Here is a 15,206-nt window from a genome sequence, read left to right as displayed (position 1 = left end):
TGCTCACTCATCGGGGAGCTAACCATTCAAATTATGAATGGCGGCTGAGATCAAGTATCAACTTGGGACCCGTAAACCTGAACCAGATAATGCTGGCGTAGGAATTGAGTTAGGCAGTACTTTTCCATTGTCCTCCCTCAAGCCTGTGCCGCTCAGACCATGGAGAGCGTCCAGTGAAATTTGCATTAACCACTCTTGCTGTAACCACAGCTGCTTCTTTTTCCGCATTAGCATCCGATAATACGTTAACTGTTTATACTTACGATTCCTTCGCTGCAGATTGGGGCCCACGCCCAGCTGTGGAAAAAGCGTTTGAAGAAAAATGTGGCTGTGACGTCAACTTTGTTGCGTTGGAGGACGGGGTTTCTATTCTTAACCGCTTGCGCCTAGAAGGCGGTAACAGCAAAGCCGATGTTGTGCTTGGTCTTGACCAGAACTTGATGGCGGAAGCGAAGAAAACAGGCCTACTTGCTGAACACAGCGTTGATACCTCTTCTGTTGTGCTACCTAATGGCTGGGACGACAGCACCTTTGTTCCTTATGATTTCGGTTACTTCTCATTTATCTACAACACAGAAAAGTTATCAAACCCACCAAAGAGCTTGAAAGAGTTGGTTGAGCAGCGTGATGATCTAAAAGTGATTTACCAAGATCCTCGTACCTCAACTCCAGGCCAAGGTTTGATGCTTTGGATGAAGTCGGTTTATGGCGATGATGCAACGCAAGCTTGGAAACAGCTAGCAAAGAAAACCGTGACCGTAACTAAAGGTTGGTCTGAGGCTTACTCTATGTTTTTAGAGGGAGAGTCAGATATGGTGCTTTCATACACGACTTCTCCGGCTTATCACATCATTGCAGAGAGCGACACTAAGTACGCGTCTGCAGATTTTGCTGAAGGTCATTACACGCAAGTTGAAGTGGCAGCAAAAGTGAAAGGCAGTGATAATGAGAAGCTAGCGGATGAGTTCATGGCATTCATTCTAAGTGATGAATTCCAATCGGCGATGCCAACCGGTAACTGGATGTACCCAGTGACAGGTGTGGAGTTGCCGAAAGGATTTGATCAGCTAACTATGCCTAAAAAATCTCTGAGCTTTACCTCAGAGGAAGTGGCAGAGAAGCGTAAGCCGTGGATTCGTGAGTGGCAAAACGCCCTGACTTTTTAATTAAGTGCCCAGTGTTGGGTACTCAGCCTCTATCTATTTTAGAGGATAAACATCGAGACAATCACCCTTTATGTTAAAGAATACACCTAAGGTGGGTATTTGGGTCGCGATGATCATTACCGCCTTTGTGGTTTCATCGGTAGGGGCATTGCTAAGCAATGCCCCTTCTCTTGATATCAGTCAAGTATGGTCTGATCCTTACTACTGGCACGTTACCAAGTTCAGTTTCTATCAAGCGACGCTATCTACTTTGTTGAGTGTCGTTTTTGCTATTCCAGTCGCACATGCCTTGTCACGTCGTCAATTTCCAGGGCGTTCTCTGCTGCTAAGATTGTTCGCATCAACCTTAGTTCTGCCTGTTTTGGTTGGTGTCTTTGGTCTTTTAGCTATCTATGGTAACAGTGGCTGGCTCGCTAAACTGCTCCAAACGGTTGAACTGGATCTGCCATTCTCCATCTATGGATTGAATGGTATTTTGCTCGCGCATGTCTTTTTCAATTTGCCCTATGCAAGTCGGCTGCTACTTCAAGCTCTGGACACGGTTCCGGTTGAGCAACACAAGTTGTGTGCTCACCTTGGAATGAGTCACTGGGACAAATTTAAATGGGTTGAATGGCCGCGTCTTAAACAGCAGTTGCCTCATGTGTGTGGTTTGGTATTTATGCTCTGCTTTACTAGCTTCGCGACTGTGATGGCTCTGGGTGGTGGCCCTAAATCAACAACCATCGAGCTTGCTATCTATCAAGCGATTAAATTTGATTTTGATCTTCAAGCTGGGGCTCTGTTAGCAATCTGGCAGATGCTGCTCTGTGGTGTATTGGCTGTGAGTATTCAACGCCTTTCCAAGCCTGTATCCGTCAGCGTTGGCCAATTGTCTGAAGCGAAGTTCTTGGTTAAGGACACCTATAGTTCAAAAGCTTGGGATAGCTTTTGGATCATCGTAGCCTCATTACTGGTTTTACCTCCACTGTTGATGGTGATTGTGGGTGGTTTAAACAGTGAAGCGATAACGGTGCTAACCAGCGAGCCGTTTTGGTTAGCGCTGTTGAACTCACTGAAAGTGGCACTTAGTGCAAGTGTGATTGCACTATTAGTCGGGGTCGCCATTTTGATGACCAGTCGAGCATGGCGCTTGCAAAACAAGACCTTTCGCGCTGATAAGATTGAGCTCATCGGCACCATTATTTTGGTGACTCCCGGCTTGGTGGTGAGCACTGGTATCTTTCTATTGCTTCGCTCAATAACCGATGTGTTTAGCTTAGCCTTTTTTGTTGTGATTGCCGTTAATAGCTTGATGGCGCTCCCGTACGTGATTAAAAACTTAGCTCAGCCTATGCTGCACGTTGCCCAGCAATATCAGTACTTGTGTGCGAGTTTAGGTATGAAAGGGTGGCACCGATTTAAGTTGGTGGAGTGGCGTGCTCTGCGTAAACCGATGGCGCAAGCTTTCTCGATTAGCTTCATGTTGTCGATGGGGGACTTGAGTGCAATCGCGCTGTTTGGAAGCGCAGACTTTAGAACTCTACCTTTATACCTGTTTCAGCTGCTGGGCAGCTATCAGATGGAAGCGGCAGCGGTGGTGTCTGTTAGCCTACTGATACTGAGTGTGGGTAGCTTCAGTTTCATTGAATTCTTATTTACTCGAACATCTAACCAGAGAGGTGCCTAATGTTAGTGATGCAAGATGTTGATTACCACTACCATCAGGAGCTATTTCACTTTGATTTCATGGCAGAACAAGGTGATGTTGTTGCCTTGATGGGGCCGAGCGGTGCGGGTAAGTCGACACTGCTGGCATTGATTGCTGGGTTCATTGAACCGTCATCAGGAGCCATTTCGGTCTCCGGCCAATCCCTTGTCGGTTTGGATGCCTATCAGCGTCCACTCGCAATGTTATTCCAAGAACACAATTTGTTTGCGCATCTTACCGTTAGAGAAAATATCGGCTTAGGGTTGCACCCAGGTCTTAAGCTAACCAAAGAGCAGCAACAGCAAGTGTTACAAGCCGCAGAACAGGTGGGTGTGGCAGAGTATCTCGACCGATTACCGGAGCATCTTTCTGGCGGGCAGCGTCAGCGCGTCGCGCTGGCTCGATGCTTTGTACAGCCGCATCCTATTTGGCTATTAGACGAACCATTCTCTGCTCTTGACCCTTTGTTGCGAGAAGAGATGTTGGCTTTGGTGAAGCAGTTAGCGGCTGAGCGAAATATTACGGTGATTATGGTGACTCATCATCTGGGAGACGCTCGCAGTATCGCCAATAAATTTGCGTTTGTTGCTAAAGGGCAGGTGCTGGTGGCTGATGCGATAGACGCGCTTACTGCAAAGCACTCGCAACCTGAGTTGGCAGCCTTTGTCCGAGCCGGTGAGTAATCTCTTACTCTAAAATAGGTTTAGTAGAAAATACGCAGATATGAAAAAGGCCTAGCAGAAGCTAGGCCTTTTCGATTGCACTGTAAGTCTTAAAGCTCGTCTTGCTTCAGTTCTTTAAGAACTTGAAAGATCTCGCGGTACGCTTTTGCTGGCTTGCCAGCTTTTTTCTCTTTGTTTGCCTGACGCGCTAATTGACGTAGACGTTGGCGGTCTGCTTCCGGGTGCGCTTCAACAACTTCAGAGATAGCAGCATCACCGTCTTCAACAATACGATCACGCAACTGTTCAAGCTTATGCAGTTCAGCCGTTGCTTGAGAGTGCTTGTTACGAACCTTATCTAGAGCAGCCTGAATTGGCTCTGGATCTTCGTTACGCATCACTTTACCGATGTATTGCAGCTGACGACGCTTCGCTTCATTTTTAAAGCGTTGCGCATCTTTAATCGCTTCCGCCAAATCTTCAGACAGAGGGAATTTCTCTAGTACAGAAGGCTTAAGTTCTACGAGCTCTTCGCCCAACTTTTGTAGCGCTTCCATGTCTTCTTTCATTTCCGTCTTACTTACCCAGATGATTTCTTCTTCTGGTTCCCATGGGGCTTTTTGGTTTTTGCGAGCCATCTTTTCTGCCTATATCACTATCTCAATCGAATATATCCGCTATTTTAGCAAGAATCTTGGGGAGAAAGCGAAATTCTTGTTATCCTACGTAATATTGACCCTCAAAAATAGAATAGATATGGATGTAAAACAGCAAGTCGCTCAGCAACGTGTTGAGTTAGAAGCAGCAGTAGCAAAAGCGTTAGATATGGCTTCAGTCAGTGCGGATGCTGCAGAGGTGGCTATTACTAAATCAACGGGTTTGAGTGTCTCTACACGCATGTGTGAGGTTGAAAACGTTGAATTTAATAGTGATGGTGCCCTTGGTATTACTGTTTATCGCGGCCAACAAAAAGGCAGTGCATCTACATCTGATTTGAGCGAAAAGGCGATTGCCCAAACGGTAGCCGCAGCTTTGGATATCGCTCAATATACCTCTGAAGATCCTCACGCAGGCCCAGCTCCAAAAGAGTTCATGGTTAAAGAAATACCAGACTTGGATCTGTTCCACCCAGATGAACCAAACCCTGATTACGCAGCTGAGATCGCGATTGCGGCTGAGAAGCAAGCACTGGCGTACAGCGATAAGATCAAGCAGAGCGATGGTGCTAGCTACGATAGCCACTACGGCGTAAAGGTTTACGGTAATAGCCACGGCTTGCTCGCGAGCTATGCATCAAGCCGCCATAGCACCAGCTGTTGTGTGATTGGACAGGGCGTAAACGGTGAAATGGAGCGAGACTACAGCTACACCGTTGCACGTCACCGTGATGAGCTGTGGACGCCTGAGCGTGTTGGTCAAGAAGCAGCAGAGAAGACCATTAGCCGTTTGGATGCCAAGAAGCTCCCAACAGGTCAATACCCAATCATGTTTGCTGCCGATGTGGCAACCGGTCTTATCGGGCACCTCGTTATGGCGATCAGCGGCGGTAACCTTTACCGTAAAGCCTCGTTCTTACTTGATCACCTTGGTGAGAAGATTTTGCCAGAGTGGTTCAATATCTCTGAGCGACCGCATATCTTGCGTGGCTTAGCATCGAGCCCATTTGACAGCGAAGGCGTTTATACCCAAAACCGTGAAATCATTACTGACGGTGTGCTTGCGACTTACCTACTGACTAGCTACGCAGCTCGCAAGATGGATATGACGCCAACGGGGCATGCTGGTGGTATTCACAACTGGTTTGTACAGTCGACAGGTCAAAACTTTGAGCAAATGCTGAAAGAGCTAGGCACAGGCTTCCTTGTGACGGAAGTTATGGGGCAAGGCGTAAACACAGTAACGGGCGATTACTCTCGTGGTGCTGCTGGCTTCTGGGTAGAGAATGGTGAAATCCAATACCCTGTGTCTGAGGTGACCATTGCAGGCAATCTGAAAGATATGTTTAACCAGATTGTAGCGGTTGGTAGCGATGTCGAGACTCGCTCTCAGATCCAAACAGGTTCTATCTTGCTTGAATCTATGAAAGTAGCGGGTGAGTAATTCAACTCTCGCAAATCTGAACAATTAAAAAGGGAGCCGCTGGCTCCCTTTTGTTATTTGGTGTCTCGTATCAAGCAAGCTATTGCTCAGATTAGATCAGTATCGTGGCTAAGCCCAAGAATACCGATAGGCCGATTACATCAGTCACAGTGGTCAGTGCCATACCGCCAGCCAATGCTGGATCGATGTTCATCTTCTTGAGCATGACAGGGATGGTTACCCCAGCAATACCTGCCACAATCAGGTTAGTCATCATTGCGGCTGAGATAATCCCACCGAGTATCCAATTGCCTTTCCAAGCAACCACAATACCACCAATGATACACGCCCATAGAATGCCGTTTAGGAAGCCGATGGCGGCCTCTTTGAGTAGTAATTCGCGTTTGTTACTGTCACCGATGTGACCTAGCGCTAAGCCACGAATCACTAGAGCAACAGTTTGGTTGCCTGCCACACCACCCATTGACGGTACGATGGTCATGAGTACCGCAATGGCGGCCATCTGATCTAAGGTCGCCTCAAACATATTCGATACAGAAGCTGCAGCGAGTGCCGCTAACACGTTTGCACCAAGCCACACACTACGGCGACGCGCAGATTTTACGACCGGCGCGAAGGTATCTTCGTCGTCATCCATACCCGCCATACTCATCATCGAGTGCTCGGCGTCTTCACGAATCACGTCGACCACGTCATCGATGGTGATACGACCGACAAGGTGTTGGTTTTCATCAACCACCGGCGCAGATACCCAATTACGACGCTCAAACAGGCTGGCAATATCAGACGCATTCGTCTCAACTGCGATTGCCTCATCCGCATCGTCCATTACTTCAGAAACAAGCGTATCTGGTTGGGTGGTAATCAGCGTTGTTAGAGAGAGGTTACCGATTAAACGGTCTTCTTCATCAATAACATAAAGAGCATCGGTCGCATCTGGCAGTTCGCCTCGAATACGCAGATAACGTAGAACAACATCGACGTCGACATCACCACGAATGGTGATTACGTCGGTGTTCATTAACGCACCCGCAGAGTCCTCAGGGTAGGAAAGAGCATTCTCAACCAAGGCTCGGTCTGCTGAGTCCATCTGTGAAAGAACTTCTCGAGACACATCATCAGGCAGGCTTCGAAGTACGTAGGCGACATCATCGGTCTCCATGCCTTCGGTTGCCTCTGCGAGGGTTTCGGGTGCCATTTTTGACACCAACGCATCCTTAACGTCTTCGTTCAGCTCATCAAGAATTTCACCGTAGTCTTCAGGATCGGTAAGTTGCCAAAGTACGTCACGACTCTTGCGAGGGGAGGCTTCTAAAAGGTGTGCAATATCTTCAGGTTCCATGTCCTGAAGTTGTCGACGTACGTGAACAAATCGGCCGTTTTCAAGGGCTTCGCTGACTTCTTGGAGGGTTTGGTGAGCTTGGTCAAAATCTAGTTGCTCGGCCATGTTTTCCTCCTCTTCTCATTATTCTTCGGATGCTAGGAATAGTAACTTAATTCTATGACGTATTTAAATCATTAACTTATAGAGAACTAAGATTTAGGCTTGGTAGGAGCTGTAAGGGGAGATAACAGCGAGGGCATAGTACCCTCGTTTTAGTTACTCGCCTTCGTCAAACTTGTCTTCGATTAGGTGGCACACGGCATCAAGTGCTTGTTGGGCATCATCGCCTTCAGCTTGAATGCGAATGTGTTGACCTTGTGCCGATTCAAGCATGAGCAGTCCCATCACACTGTCTGCGGTTGCGCTTTTTTCGTCTTCGCTATGGATTGTCAGAGTGGCATTAAAGCTCTGAGCAAGCTCGACCAGTTTGACTGCTGCGCGAGCATGAAGTCCCAAACGGTTTTGAATGAGTACAGTGCGGGTCAATTCCATGATTTAGGCCTGTTGGTTCTTTTCTAATGAAGCGTGTCGAATCTGTACTTGGTGACCGAGTTGGTCAAAGTATTCACCGATCTTTTGAGTCAGGTATACAGAGCGATGTTTACCGCCAGTACAACCAATCGCTACAGTGAGATAGCTGCGATTGTTCTTCTCTAACATTGGTAGCCATTGTTCGACAAAGCCTTGAATTTGTTGCTTCAATTCGAGCACTTCCTGATGTTTCTCTAGGAAAGAGTGAATTGGCGCATCAAGCCCTGTTAGCGGTCTTAGGTCTGGCTCCCAATGCGGGTTAGGTAAGAAGCGCACATCAAATACGTAGTCAGCGTCGCTAGGTAAACCGTATTTAAAACCAAAGGATTGGAAAACAATAATCAGCTCTTGCTTCTCTTTGCCTTCAATCTTAAGGCGCACCTGCTCACTTAATTCGTAGAGGTTGCAATCACTACTATCGAGCAAGATATCGGCTTGGTCAGACAATGGCGAAAGCAGCTGTTTTTCGAGGTCGATGGCTTGTTCTAGAGAGAGCTTGTCATTACCCAGCGAGAGTGGGTGAATGCGACGAGTTTCGCTGTAGCGCTTTAGCAGTGTTTGCTTACTCGCATCCAAGAACAGTACGCTGACATCGATATTAGCGGCATCTTCTAACTGAACCAGCGTCTCTGTAACAAGGTGAGGTTCTTTAGGAAGGTTACGTATATCGATGCTTACTGCTACGTTTTGGTTGCTCTCTTTGACTGATTCGACAAAGTTGCCGAGCAGGTCGACAGGTAAGTTATCAACGCAGTAATAACCGAGATCTTCAAGAACTCGCAGTGCGACACTTTTCCCAGCTCCCGATTGACCACTGACTACGATAAGGCGCATGTTATTGCTCGCAAGTTGGCACTTGAATCATAATGTCGTAAAGCTCTTGGTCGCTTTGCGCATTACGCAGTTGTTTCAATGTTTGTTTGTCGTTGAGTCGCTCTGCCATACAAGAAAGGGTTTTAAGATGCTCTTTACATTGCTCACTAGGAACCAAAAGTGCAAATAGTAGGTCGACAGGGCGGTTATCAATTGCATCAAATTCGATAGGGTCTTGGCACTGCAATAGGACTGCGATCGCTTTATCGCTGACATTCATACGGGCATGGGGAATAGCGATACCATTTCCGATGCCGGTACTGCCCATCTTCTCTCGGCTCAGCATGCACTCGAACAATTCTGTTGAGTCTTGACCACAACTCTCGGCTGCGATCTGGCTGATGATTTCTAGGGCTCTTTTCTTGCTTGTGCATTGGACTGCACTTTTGGTGCAGTCCAATGAAAGTACTTCGCTTAATTGCATGTTAGTGACTACTTAGCTTTTCTTTGTGCTTGTTGAGTTGGCGGACGAGTTTATCAACTAATGAATCAATTGCAGCATACATATTTTCATCGGTAGCTGTCGCATGAATATCGCCTTGATTCACATGAAGCGTAGCTTCTGCAATCTGGTTGATTTTCTCAACTTTTAATACAACTTGAACGTTATTAATGTGCTCAAAAAAGCGCTCAAGCTTTTCAAATTTGGTGTGAACATAGTCTTGCATTGAATCGGTAAGATCAACGTGATGGCCTTGAATATTGATTTGCATAGACTTTCCTTTTCAGTTAGTTGTCTGATATCTATAGCTAAATTAGCTTATAGCAGGCGTTTACGCTGACTCGAAGGGGCAATGCCTAAAGATTCACGGTATTTTGCTATGGTTCTTCTAGCTACCTGAATTCCTTGGTCAGCCAGTAAAGCAGCAATCTTGCTATCACTGAGCGGCTTGGCTGTGTTTTCAGCGGCCACCAGTTTCTTGATCAGAGCGCGAATTGCTGTTGATGAACACTCTCCGCCGTTGTCAGTGCTGACATGGCTAGAGAAGAAATATTTCAGTTCGAAGATGCCTCGTGGTGTGTGCATGAATTTCTGTGTCGTAACACGAGATATTGTTGATTCATGCATGTCGACTGCAAGTGCAACATCATTTAACACCATAGGTTTCATGGCTTCTTCACCATGTTCGAAGAAATCGTGCTGATGTTCAACAATGCATCGCGCAACTTTGAGTAGCGTCTCATTTCGGCTCTCTAGGCTCTTAATTAGCCATTTTGCCTCTTGCAAGTTGGAGCGAATGTATTGGTTGTCAGCACTGTTGCCTTTACTGCCTAGATCGGCGTACTGCTGATTCACTTTCAGCTTTGGTACGCTATCTGGGTTAATGGTCACTAACCACTTACCTAGGTCTTTAAACACCGATACATCAGGCACCACATACTCGGTTTCATCCGGTGTGATTTTACTGCCTGGACGTGGGTCTAGCTGCTGTATAAGCTGCAGAACTTCACGTAGCTCTGCCTCTTTAAGCTTAGTCTCTTTGATGATTAGCTTGTAATCACGATTACCCAGTTGGTCGATATGGCTAGTAAGTACTAACTTAGCCTCTTTCAGCCATGGGGTATCTTCAGGGAAAGTTGCGAGTTGTAACAACAAACAATCTTGTAGGTTAAGCGAACCAACACCAAGAGGATCGAACTGTTGAATACGTTTACGAACAGCTTCAATTTCGTCGAGTTCAATTTCTTCGTTGTCGAAGCTCTCAAGGATGTCTTCGCTTGAGACAGTCAGGTAGCCGTAGTCATCAATAGCATCAATAAGCGCTAATGCAATAGTGCGGTCTGTTTCAGAAAACGGCGTCAGGTCTAATTGCCATAACAGGTAGTCTTGCAGACTTTGGGTGGTCTCGCCTTGGTAAACTGGCATGTCATCATCGATAGCAATGCCTGTATTACCAGTGTTGGCACTGTAGACGTCTTCCCAGGTGGTATCGATTTCTAAGTCGTTGCCGATCTCTGATTTTTCAATTAGATCTGAGCTGTCAGGTAAGTCTGGTTCAGCAGTCGCTTCTGCTGCTTCTTTCTCGTCACGGCTAGGCTTTTCTTCAGAGTTCGTAGGAGCGTCATCATTCCCTTCTTCTACGTCGAGAAGTGGGTTCGACTCTAAAGCCTCTTGAATCTCTTGTTGCAAATCCAACGTAGACAACTGCAACAAACGGATCGCTTGTTGTAGCTGCGGGGTCATTGCTAATTGCTGGCCTAGCTTAAGTTGTAATGAGGGTTTCATTCAGTATTACTTACCTAGTTATTATTCTTAGAATTCTCGATACGCTCTATATAATCATAGACGGAATTGTTCGCCTAGATAAACTTGTTTCACCTGTTCGTTATTGAGAACATCCTCCGGTGAACCTTCCGCAATCAAGTGCCCTTGGCTCACAATATAAGCCTTTTCACACACGTCTAGCGTCTCGCGAACGTTGTGGTCTGTGATTAATACACCTAGACCGCGATCGCGCAGATGTTCGATGATTTTCTTGATATCAATAACTGAGATTGGGTCAACACCCGCGAACGGCTCATCGAGCAGAATAAACTGAGGGTTTGCAGCAAGCGCACGAGCGATTTCAACACGACGTCGCTCACCACCCGAAAGCGCCATACCGTTACTGGTACGAATGTGCTGGATGTGAAACTCTTCAAGTAGGTCTTCGAGCTTATCTTGGCGCTCTTCAGGGGTCAGTTCTTTACGCGTTTGCAGTACCGACATGATGTTGTCTTCAACTGACAATTTGCGGAAGATCGAAGCTTCTTGTGGCAGGTAGCCGATACCTAAACGTGAACGACTGTGCATCGGTAGGATACTGATGTCGTTATCGTCGATACTGATGGTGCCTTCATCACGCGCAACCAAGCCCACAATCATGTAGAAAGAGGTGGTTTTACCGGCGCCATTTGGACCCAGCAAGCCAACAATTTGTCCAGACTCAACTTGTAGGCTCACGTCTGTCACGACCTTACGTTTGCTGTAGGTCTTAGCTAAGTTTTGCGCTTTTAAGACTGCCATAGTTATTTGTTCACTTGTGCAGGTTGAAGAACGGTTGAAACGCGCTCATTTTTATCGCTGTCAGCAACCAGTTTTTGTGAGGAGATCTGATAGGTGATCTTAGAACCACGAATCAAGTTGCCATCTTGAGACAGTTGTGCCTCTTTGGTCATGATGAGCTTGTCTGTGCTCAGCTGATAATTCAGCTCAAACGCCTGTCCGTTTAGCGTTTTACCATCGTCGGTAAGCTGTGAGAAAAGCGCTGGTTTACCAAAACCTTGAATCGCCTCGATTTCACCGCTGCTTGCATTACGCGTAACGATGATTTTGTCAGCGTTAATATTGATGCTGCCTTGCTTAAGTTTTACATCGCCTTCAAACGTAACCTTGTTGCTCTTCATATCGAGCTGCTGGCTATCAGAGTCGATATAAACAGGCTGCTCTGTATCGGATGACAGGGCAAGGGCGTTTGGCGCTGCAAACGCGAAAGCTAGTAAACTAAGGTGTAAGAGTTTCATATCTACCTTGAACAGTTTCAAAGAGGGTTGCAGTATTGCTATCGAAGTTGCCCTTCATAGCTTGTCCCTCTGTTTCAAATAATGGGCCGATCAGACGTACTGTGCTTTCCGAATGAAAGTCTCGGCTGGTGAGCTCAACAACCAACTTATCCATAGTCATGTTGTCGAAGCTGGCTTCTGGTAATAGGTTTTTCACTATTACATTATCATAAAGTGTCAGGGTTTGGTCTTCGTCGAGTACCGCACGTCTTGCGATCATTTGCCATTCGATCGTGTGGCCGTCGCGAAATACCGAGAGCACTGGGTTTTCAAAAATGGTATCGCCACTTTTGGAGTAGTGCTCTAGATGACTTGATTCAATTTGATAGCTACGAATGCCGGCTTGGTCGTAGCTGATATTATCTAGATTTCTTCCACTGAATACTGGCAACTCCAGGTTAGGAGCAACCTGGATCGCTGTGTTCTGCTCTTTGTCATACAGGTAATAGGCTGACCAAGAAGCAACAAACAATAAAATTAAATAGATAATACGAGTTAAACTCATATGCTTAGACCTTTGTGCACGTCTAGCTCATCCCTTGCTTGTAAAATGAGGTCGCAAACTTCGCGTACTGCGCCGTGACCGCCTTTGATATTGGTTACGTAGTTTGCACGTTGAACCAACAGTGGATGTCCATCTGCAACACACACCTTTAATGCGACTTTTTCCATCACTGGCCAGTCAATCAGGTCATCACCAATGTAGCCAGTATGTTCTGGGGCAATATTCAGTTTATCGCAGATATCTTGATAAGCTTTAACTTTGTCGTCTTGGCCTTGATAGATCAGCTTAATACCAAGAGCGGTCATGCGGTTTTCAACGATTTGCGATTGGCGTCCAGTAATAATGGCGATTTCAATCCCTGCGTTCATCAGAGATTTCACACCATATCCATCACGAGTATGGAAGGTTTTGAGCTCTTCGCCTTGATTTCCCATGTAAACAAGGCCATCAGAAAACACACCATCTACATCACAGATTAGCAGCTTTATCTCTTTTGCGATCTTAAAAACGTCCGCATCGACTGAGCCATAAAGTGTTGATACTGTTTCAGCCATTACATTACTCCTGCTTTTAATAAGTCGTGCATGTTAAGTGCACCAACGAGATCGCCATCTTGGCAAAGCATCAAGCCGTTGATGCTTTTCTCTTGCATTAAATTAAGGCCTTCAACTGCCAACATGTTTGGATTGGCAACGGTTGGGTTTTGTGTCATCACTTCACCAATCTGAGTGGTGTGGATATCGACACGCTTGTCGAGAATTCGACGTAAATCCCCATCAGTAAAGATGCCGAGCATTTTGCCTTGTGCATCTACAACCGCTGTCATACCTAAGCCTTTTTGCGATATCTCAAGCAGAGCGTCACGAACCAGTGCGTTAGGCGATACCATAGGTAGTGCATCACCGGTATGCATAATATCTTCAAGTTTCAAAAGCAGTTGTCGACCGAGGGCTCCACCAGGGTGGGATAGAGCAAAATCTTCTGCGGTAAAGCCACGAGCTTGTAGCAGAGCGACAGCCAGAGCATCACCCATAACGAGAGTAGCCGTTGTACTACTGGTTGGCGCAAGGCCAAGCGGGCATGCCTCTTCAGGTACGGTAATTTGAAGATGGATATCAGACAGAGTCGCCATGTTTGACTTTGGCTTACCAGTCATGCTGATGATCTTAATGTTCAGGCGTTTTAATACTGGGAATAGGCTAAGGATCTCATCTGATTCACCTGAGTTGGAGATAGCAAGCACGATATCGCCCGACTCAACCATGCCCAAATCGCCATGCGCTGCCTCACCTGGGTGAACAAAAAACGCAGAGGTACCGGTACTTGCCAGTGTTGCAGCAATTTTATTGCCGATATGACCTGATTTCCCCATCCCCATCACAACGACTTTGCCTTTATTGTTAAGGATGAGATCACAAGCGCGACAGAAATCTTCATTAAAATACTGGTCAAGTTGATTGAGGCCAGCAACCTCAATCTCTAATACTTGTTTAGCAACACTACGGTAATCGAATGACTGAGACATCAGATACTCCAGAGTCTTATAAAAGGAATACTTTGTTAGTGATTACGCTGACATGTTCATCAGCAGGTAGCCTTGGTATGCCAAGAAGCAGATCACAAGAGCACCACCCTCAATGCGGTTGACGCTGCGCGATTTACCCAGCGCCATAACAACCAACAGCAGAGAAACGCCGAGCATGACCCAGAAGTCACGACCCATAGCGAATTCGCTTAGAATAGAAGGGTTCAAAATACCTGGGATACCCATTACGGCAAGAATGTTGAAGACATTTGAACCAATGATATTACCCACGGCCATGTCGTCTTCGCCTTTCATGACACCCGCAAGAGAGGCCGCCAATTCAGGTAGGCTAGTACCCACAGCAATAATGGTAAGACCGATAACAAGGTCACTCATACCAAAGTATTTTGCGATAACGACGGCGTTGTTTACCAACATATCAGCAGAGATAGGCAAGATGATCAGACCAACAACCACCCACATTGCCGCTTTGATGTTGCTCACACCTTCAGGAATCTCTGATTCTTGCTCTTCGATAAAAGCGTCGCCTTTGCTCTTTTCACGACGACTGATTTGCAACATCGCAAACAAGAAAGCACCAAACAGTACGAACAGTAAAACACCTTCATAGAAGCCAAGGTAGCTATCCCACAGAAGTGCGCCAGCTAGTAGTGTGACACCAATCATTAGTGGCAGTTCACGACGGATAACCGCAGAGCTAATAGAAAGCGGCTTAATCAGTGCAGTAATACCTAAAATCAGTGCGATGTTGGCGATATTAGAACCAAGCACGTTACCTACGGCTGTATCCGTTTTTCCGTCAAGCGCAGCGGTTGCAGAAACCATCATTTCAGGGGCAGAAGAGCCCATTGCAAGAATCGTCATACCGATAACTAGGGGGGAGATTCCGAAGTTGCGAGCCAATGCCGCCGCACCGTAAACCAGTTTATCTGCACTCCACACCAAAAAACCTAGGCCGATAATAAGAAACGCAATCGCTTCAAGCATGATGATTCCTAAAAATTAATAAAAAATGGACAATTAACCGCTAATTTTGACGTGTTGCTAGATAAAAGGGAAGTCACGGATACAATTAATTCTGACTAAGTTGTAAAGAAAGTGCATTTGTAGGGATATTTCTTAATACTTTCAATTCCCTGCTCGAGGTTTTGATTTGCTACAATTAATCGAACAGTGCTTTTAATTCTCATTCAGACTACTTATCAT

General features: G+C 46.2%; 17 protein-coding genes and 1 riboswitch. Of the genes, 4 read left to right on the top strand and 13 right to left on the bottom strand.

Going from position 1 to position 15,206, the window contains the following annotated elements:
- Position 1: 1 nt before the first annotated feature.
- A riboswitch (TPP riboswitch) is annotated at positions 2-121 on the top strand.
- 52 nt (positions 122-173) lie between these two features.
- From thiB to thiQ, 3 genes are all read left to right on the top strand, one after another.
- Positions 174-1,166, top strand: a complete 993-nt coding sequence (gene thiB / locus OCV50_RS12715) for a thiamine ABC transporter substrate binding subunit (protein WP_261903198.1) — start codon at positions 174-176, stop codon at positions 1,164-1,166.
- Between the two features lie 70 nt (positions 1,167-1,236).
- Positions 1,237-2,835: a thiamine/thiamine pyrophosphate ABC transporter permease ThiP gene (gene thiP / locus OCV50_RS12710; protein WP_239841836.1), complete on the top strand. Its 1,599-nt coding sequence runs from the start codon at positions 1,237-1,239 to the stop codon at positions 2,833-2,835.
- Positions 2,835-3,539: a thiamine ABC transporter ATP-binding protein gene (gene thiQ / locus OCV50_RS12705; protein ID WP_261903197.1), complete on the top strand. Its 705-nt coding sequence runs from the start codon at positions 2,835-2,837 to the stop codon at positions 3,537-3,539. The genes thiP and thiQ overlap by 1 nt, the downstream gene beginning before the upstream one ends.
- Positions 3,540-3,628: 89 nt before the next feature.
- On the opposite strand, the gene yjgA is transcribed toward thiQ, so the two are convergent.
- Positions 3,629-4,156, bottom strand: a complete 528-nt coding sequence (yjgA, locus tag OCV50_RS12700; protein WP_032553278.1) for a ribosome biogenesis factor YjgA — start codon at positions 4,154-4,156, stop codon at positions 3,629-3,631.
- A gap of 118 nt (positions 4,157-4,274) precedes the next feature.
- Between yjgA and pmbA the strand changes: the two genes are divergently transcribed.
- Positions 4,275-5,618 carry a metalloprotease PmbA gene (gene pmbA / locus OCV50_RS12695; RefSeq protein ID WP_261903196.1) on the top strand — a complete coding sequence of 448 codons (1,344 nt, stop codon included), beginning with the start codon at positions 4,275-4,277 and terminating at the stop codon, positions 5,616-5,618.
- Positions 5,619-5,709: 91 nt separating this feature from the next.
- Here pmbA and mgtE read toward each other — a convergent pair whose 3' ends face one another.
- From mgtE to OCV50_RS12635, 12 genes are all read right to left on the bottom strand, one after another.
- Positions 5,710-7,065 carry a magnesium transporter gene (gene mgtE, locus OCV50_RS12690; protein WP_239841831.1) on the bottom strand — a complete coding sequence of 452 codons (1,356 nt, stop codon included), beginning with the start codon at positions 7,063-7,065 and terminating at the stop codon, positions 5,710-5,712.
- 153 nt (positions 7,066-7,218) lie between these two features.
- Positions 7,219-7,494 carry an HPr family phosphocarrier protein gene (locus OCV50_RS12685; RefSeq protein ID WP_150893324.1) on the bottom strand — a complete coding sequence of 92 codons (276 nt, stop codon included), beginning with the start codon at positions 7,492-7,494 and terminating at the stop codon, positions 7,219-7,221.
- A 3-nt stretch (positions 7,495-7,497) separates the two neighbouring features.
- A complete protein-coding gene (gene rapZ, locus OCV50_RS12680; RefSeq protein ID WP_239841830.1) occupies positions 7,498-8,367 on the bottom strand; it encodes an RNase adapter RapZ in 870 nt (289 codons plus the stop codon).
- 1 nt (position 8,368) lies between these two features.
- Entirely contained in the window at positions 8,369-8,830 is a 462-nt protein-coding gene (ptsN, locus tag OCV50_RS12675) for a PTS IIA-like nitrogen regulatory protein PtsN (RefSeq protein WP_032553273.1), read from the bottom strand.
- Position 8,831: 1 nt separating this feature from the next.
- The gene (hpf, locus tag OCV50_RS12670) at positions 8,832-9,119 is read right to left on the bottom strand and encodes a ribosome hibernation promoting factor (protein WP_032553272.1); all 288 of its coding nucleotides are present in this window, start codon (positions 9,117-9,119) and stop codon (positions 8,832-8,834) included.
- A 47-nt stretch (positions 9,120-9,166) separates the two neighbouring features.
- Positions 9,167-10,633 carry an RNA polymerase factor sigma-54 gene (locus OCV50_RS12665; protein WP_239841829.1) on the bottom strand — a complete coding sequence of 489 codons (1,467 nt, stop codon included), beginning with the start codon at positions 10,631-10,633 and terminating at the stop codon, positions 9,167-9,169.
- Between the two features lie 54 nt (positions 10,634-10,687).
- Entirely contained in the window at positions 10,688-11,413 is a 726-nt protein-coding gene (lptB, locus tag OCV50_RS12660; protein WP_032553270.1) for an LPS export ABC transporter ATP-binding protein, read from the bottom strand.
- A 2-nt stretch (positions 11,414-11,415) separates the two neighbouring features.
- Positions 11,416-11,910, bottom strand: coding sequence for a lipopolysaccharide transport periplasmic protein LptA (lptA, locus tag OCV50_RS12655; RefSeq protein ID WP_239841828.1), 495 nt, complete (start codon positions 11,908-11,910; stop codon positions 11,416-11,418).
- Positions 11,891-12,454 (bottom strand): LPS export ABC transporter periplasmic protein LptC, encoded by a 564-nt coding sequence (gene lptC, locus OCV50_RS12650; RefSeq protein WP_239841823.1) that lies wholly within the window; start codon positions 12,452-12,454, stop codon positions 11,891-11,893. The genes lptA and lptC overlap by 20 nt, the downstream gene beginning before the upstream one ends.
- The gene (gene kdsC / locus OCV50_RS12645; protein ID WP_239841821.1) at positions 12,451-13,008 is read right to left on the bottom strand and encodes a 3-deoxy-manno-octulosonate-8-phosphatase KdsC; all 558 of its coding nucleotides are present in this window, start codon (positions 13,006-13,008) and stop codon (positions 12,451-12,453) included. Before kdsC ends, lptC begins: the two co-directional genes overlap by 4 nt.
- Positions 13,008-13,979 carry an arabinose-5-phosphate isomerase KdsD gene (gene kdsD / locus OCV50_RS12640; protein WP_261903195.1) on the bottom strand — a complete coding sequence of 324 codons (972 nt, stop codon included), beginning with the start codon at positions 13,977-13,979 and terminating at the stop codon, positions 13,008-13,010. Before kdsD ends, kdsC begins: the two co-directional genes overlap by 1 nt.
- A 42-nt stretch (positions 13,980-14,021) precedes the next feature.
- Complete coding sequence (locus OCV50_RS12635) at positions 14,022-14,987, bottom strand: calcium/sodium antiporter (RefSeq protein WP_239841818.1); 966 nt, start codon at positions 14,985-14,987, stop codon at positions 14,022-14,024.
- Positions 14,988-15,206 lie beyond the last annotated feature (219 nt).

Origin of the sequence: Vibrio fortis (assembly GCF_024347475.1) — a bacterium.
Classification (GTDB): Bacteria; Pseudomonadota; Gammaproteobacteria; order Enterobacterales; family Vibrionaceae; genus Vibrio; species Vibrio fortis.
The sequence above is the reverse complement of the archived record's forward strand: the minus strand, read 5'-3'. Positions and strand labels throughout refer to the sequence as shown.

Coding starts and splice junctions, on each gene's coding strand:
- thiP (WP_239841836.1), top strand. CDS start 1,237: ATGTTAAAGAATACACCTAAGGTGGGTATTTGGGTCGCGATGATCATT.
- thiQ (WP_261903197.1), top strand. CDS start 2,835: ATGTTAGTGATGCAAGATGTTGATTACCACTACCATCAGGAGCTATTT.
- yjgA (WP_032553278.1), bottom strand. CDS start 4,156: ATGGCTCGCAAAAACCAAAAAGCCCCATGGGAACCAGAAGAAGAAATC.
- pmbA (WP_261903196.1), top strand. CDS start 4,275: ATGGATGTAAAACAGCAAGTCGCTCAGCAACGTGTTGAGTTAGAAGCA.
- mgtE (WP_239841831.1), bottom strand. CDS start 7,065: ATGGCCGAGCAACTAGATTTTGACCAAGCTCACCAAACCCTCCAAGAA.
- OCV50_RS12685 (WP_150893324.1), bottom strand. CDS start 7,494: ATGGAATTGACCCGCACTGTACTCATTCAAAACCGTTTGGGACTTCAT.
- rapZ (WP_239841830.1), bottom strand. CDS start 8,367: ATGCGCCTTATCGTAGTCAGTGGTCAATCGGGAGCTGGGAAAAGTGTC.
- ptsN (WP_032553273.1), bottom strand. CDS start 8,830: ATGCAATTAAGCGAAGTACTTTCATTGGACTGCACCAAAAGTGCAGTC.
- hpf (WP_032553272.1), bottom strand. CDS start 9,119: ATGCAAATCAATATTCAAGGCCATCACGTTGATCTTACCGATTCAATG.
- OCV50_RS12665 (WP_239841829.1), bottom strand. CDS start 10,633: ATGAAACCCTCATTACAACTTAAGCTAGGCCAGCAATTAGCAATGACC.
- lptB (WP_032553270.1), bottom strand. CDS start 11,413: ATGGCAGTCTTAAAAGCGCAAAACTTAGCTAAGACCTACAGCAAACGT.
- lptA (WP_239841828.1), bottom strand. CDS start 11,910: ATGAAACTCTTACACCTTAGTTTACTAGCTTTCGCGTTTGCAGCGCCA.
- lptC (WP_239841823.1), bottom strand. CDS start 12,454: ATGAGTTTAACTCGTATTATCTATTTAATTTTATTGTTTGTTGCTTCT.
- kdsC (WP_239841821.1), bottom strand. CDS start 13,008: ATGGCTGAAACAGTATCAACACTTTATGGCTCAGTCGATGCGGACGTT.
- kdsD (WP_261903195.1), bottom strand. CDS start 13,979: ATGTCTCAGTCATTCGATTACCGTAGTGTTGCTAAACAAGTATTAGAG.
- OCV50_RS12635 (WP_239841818.1), bottom strand. CDS start 14,987: ATGCTTGAAGCGATTGCGTTTCTTATTATCGGCCTAGGTTTTTTGGTG.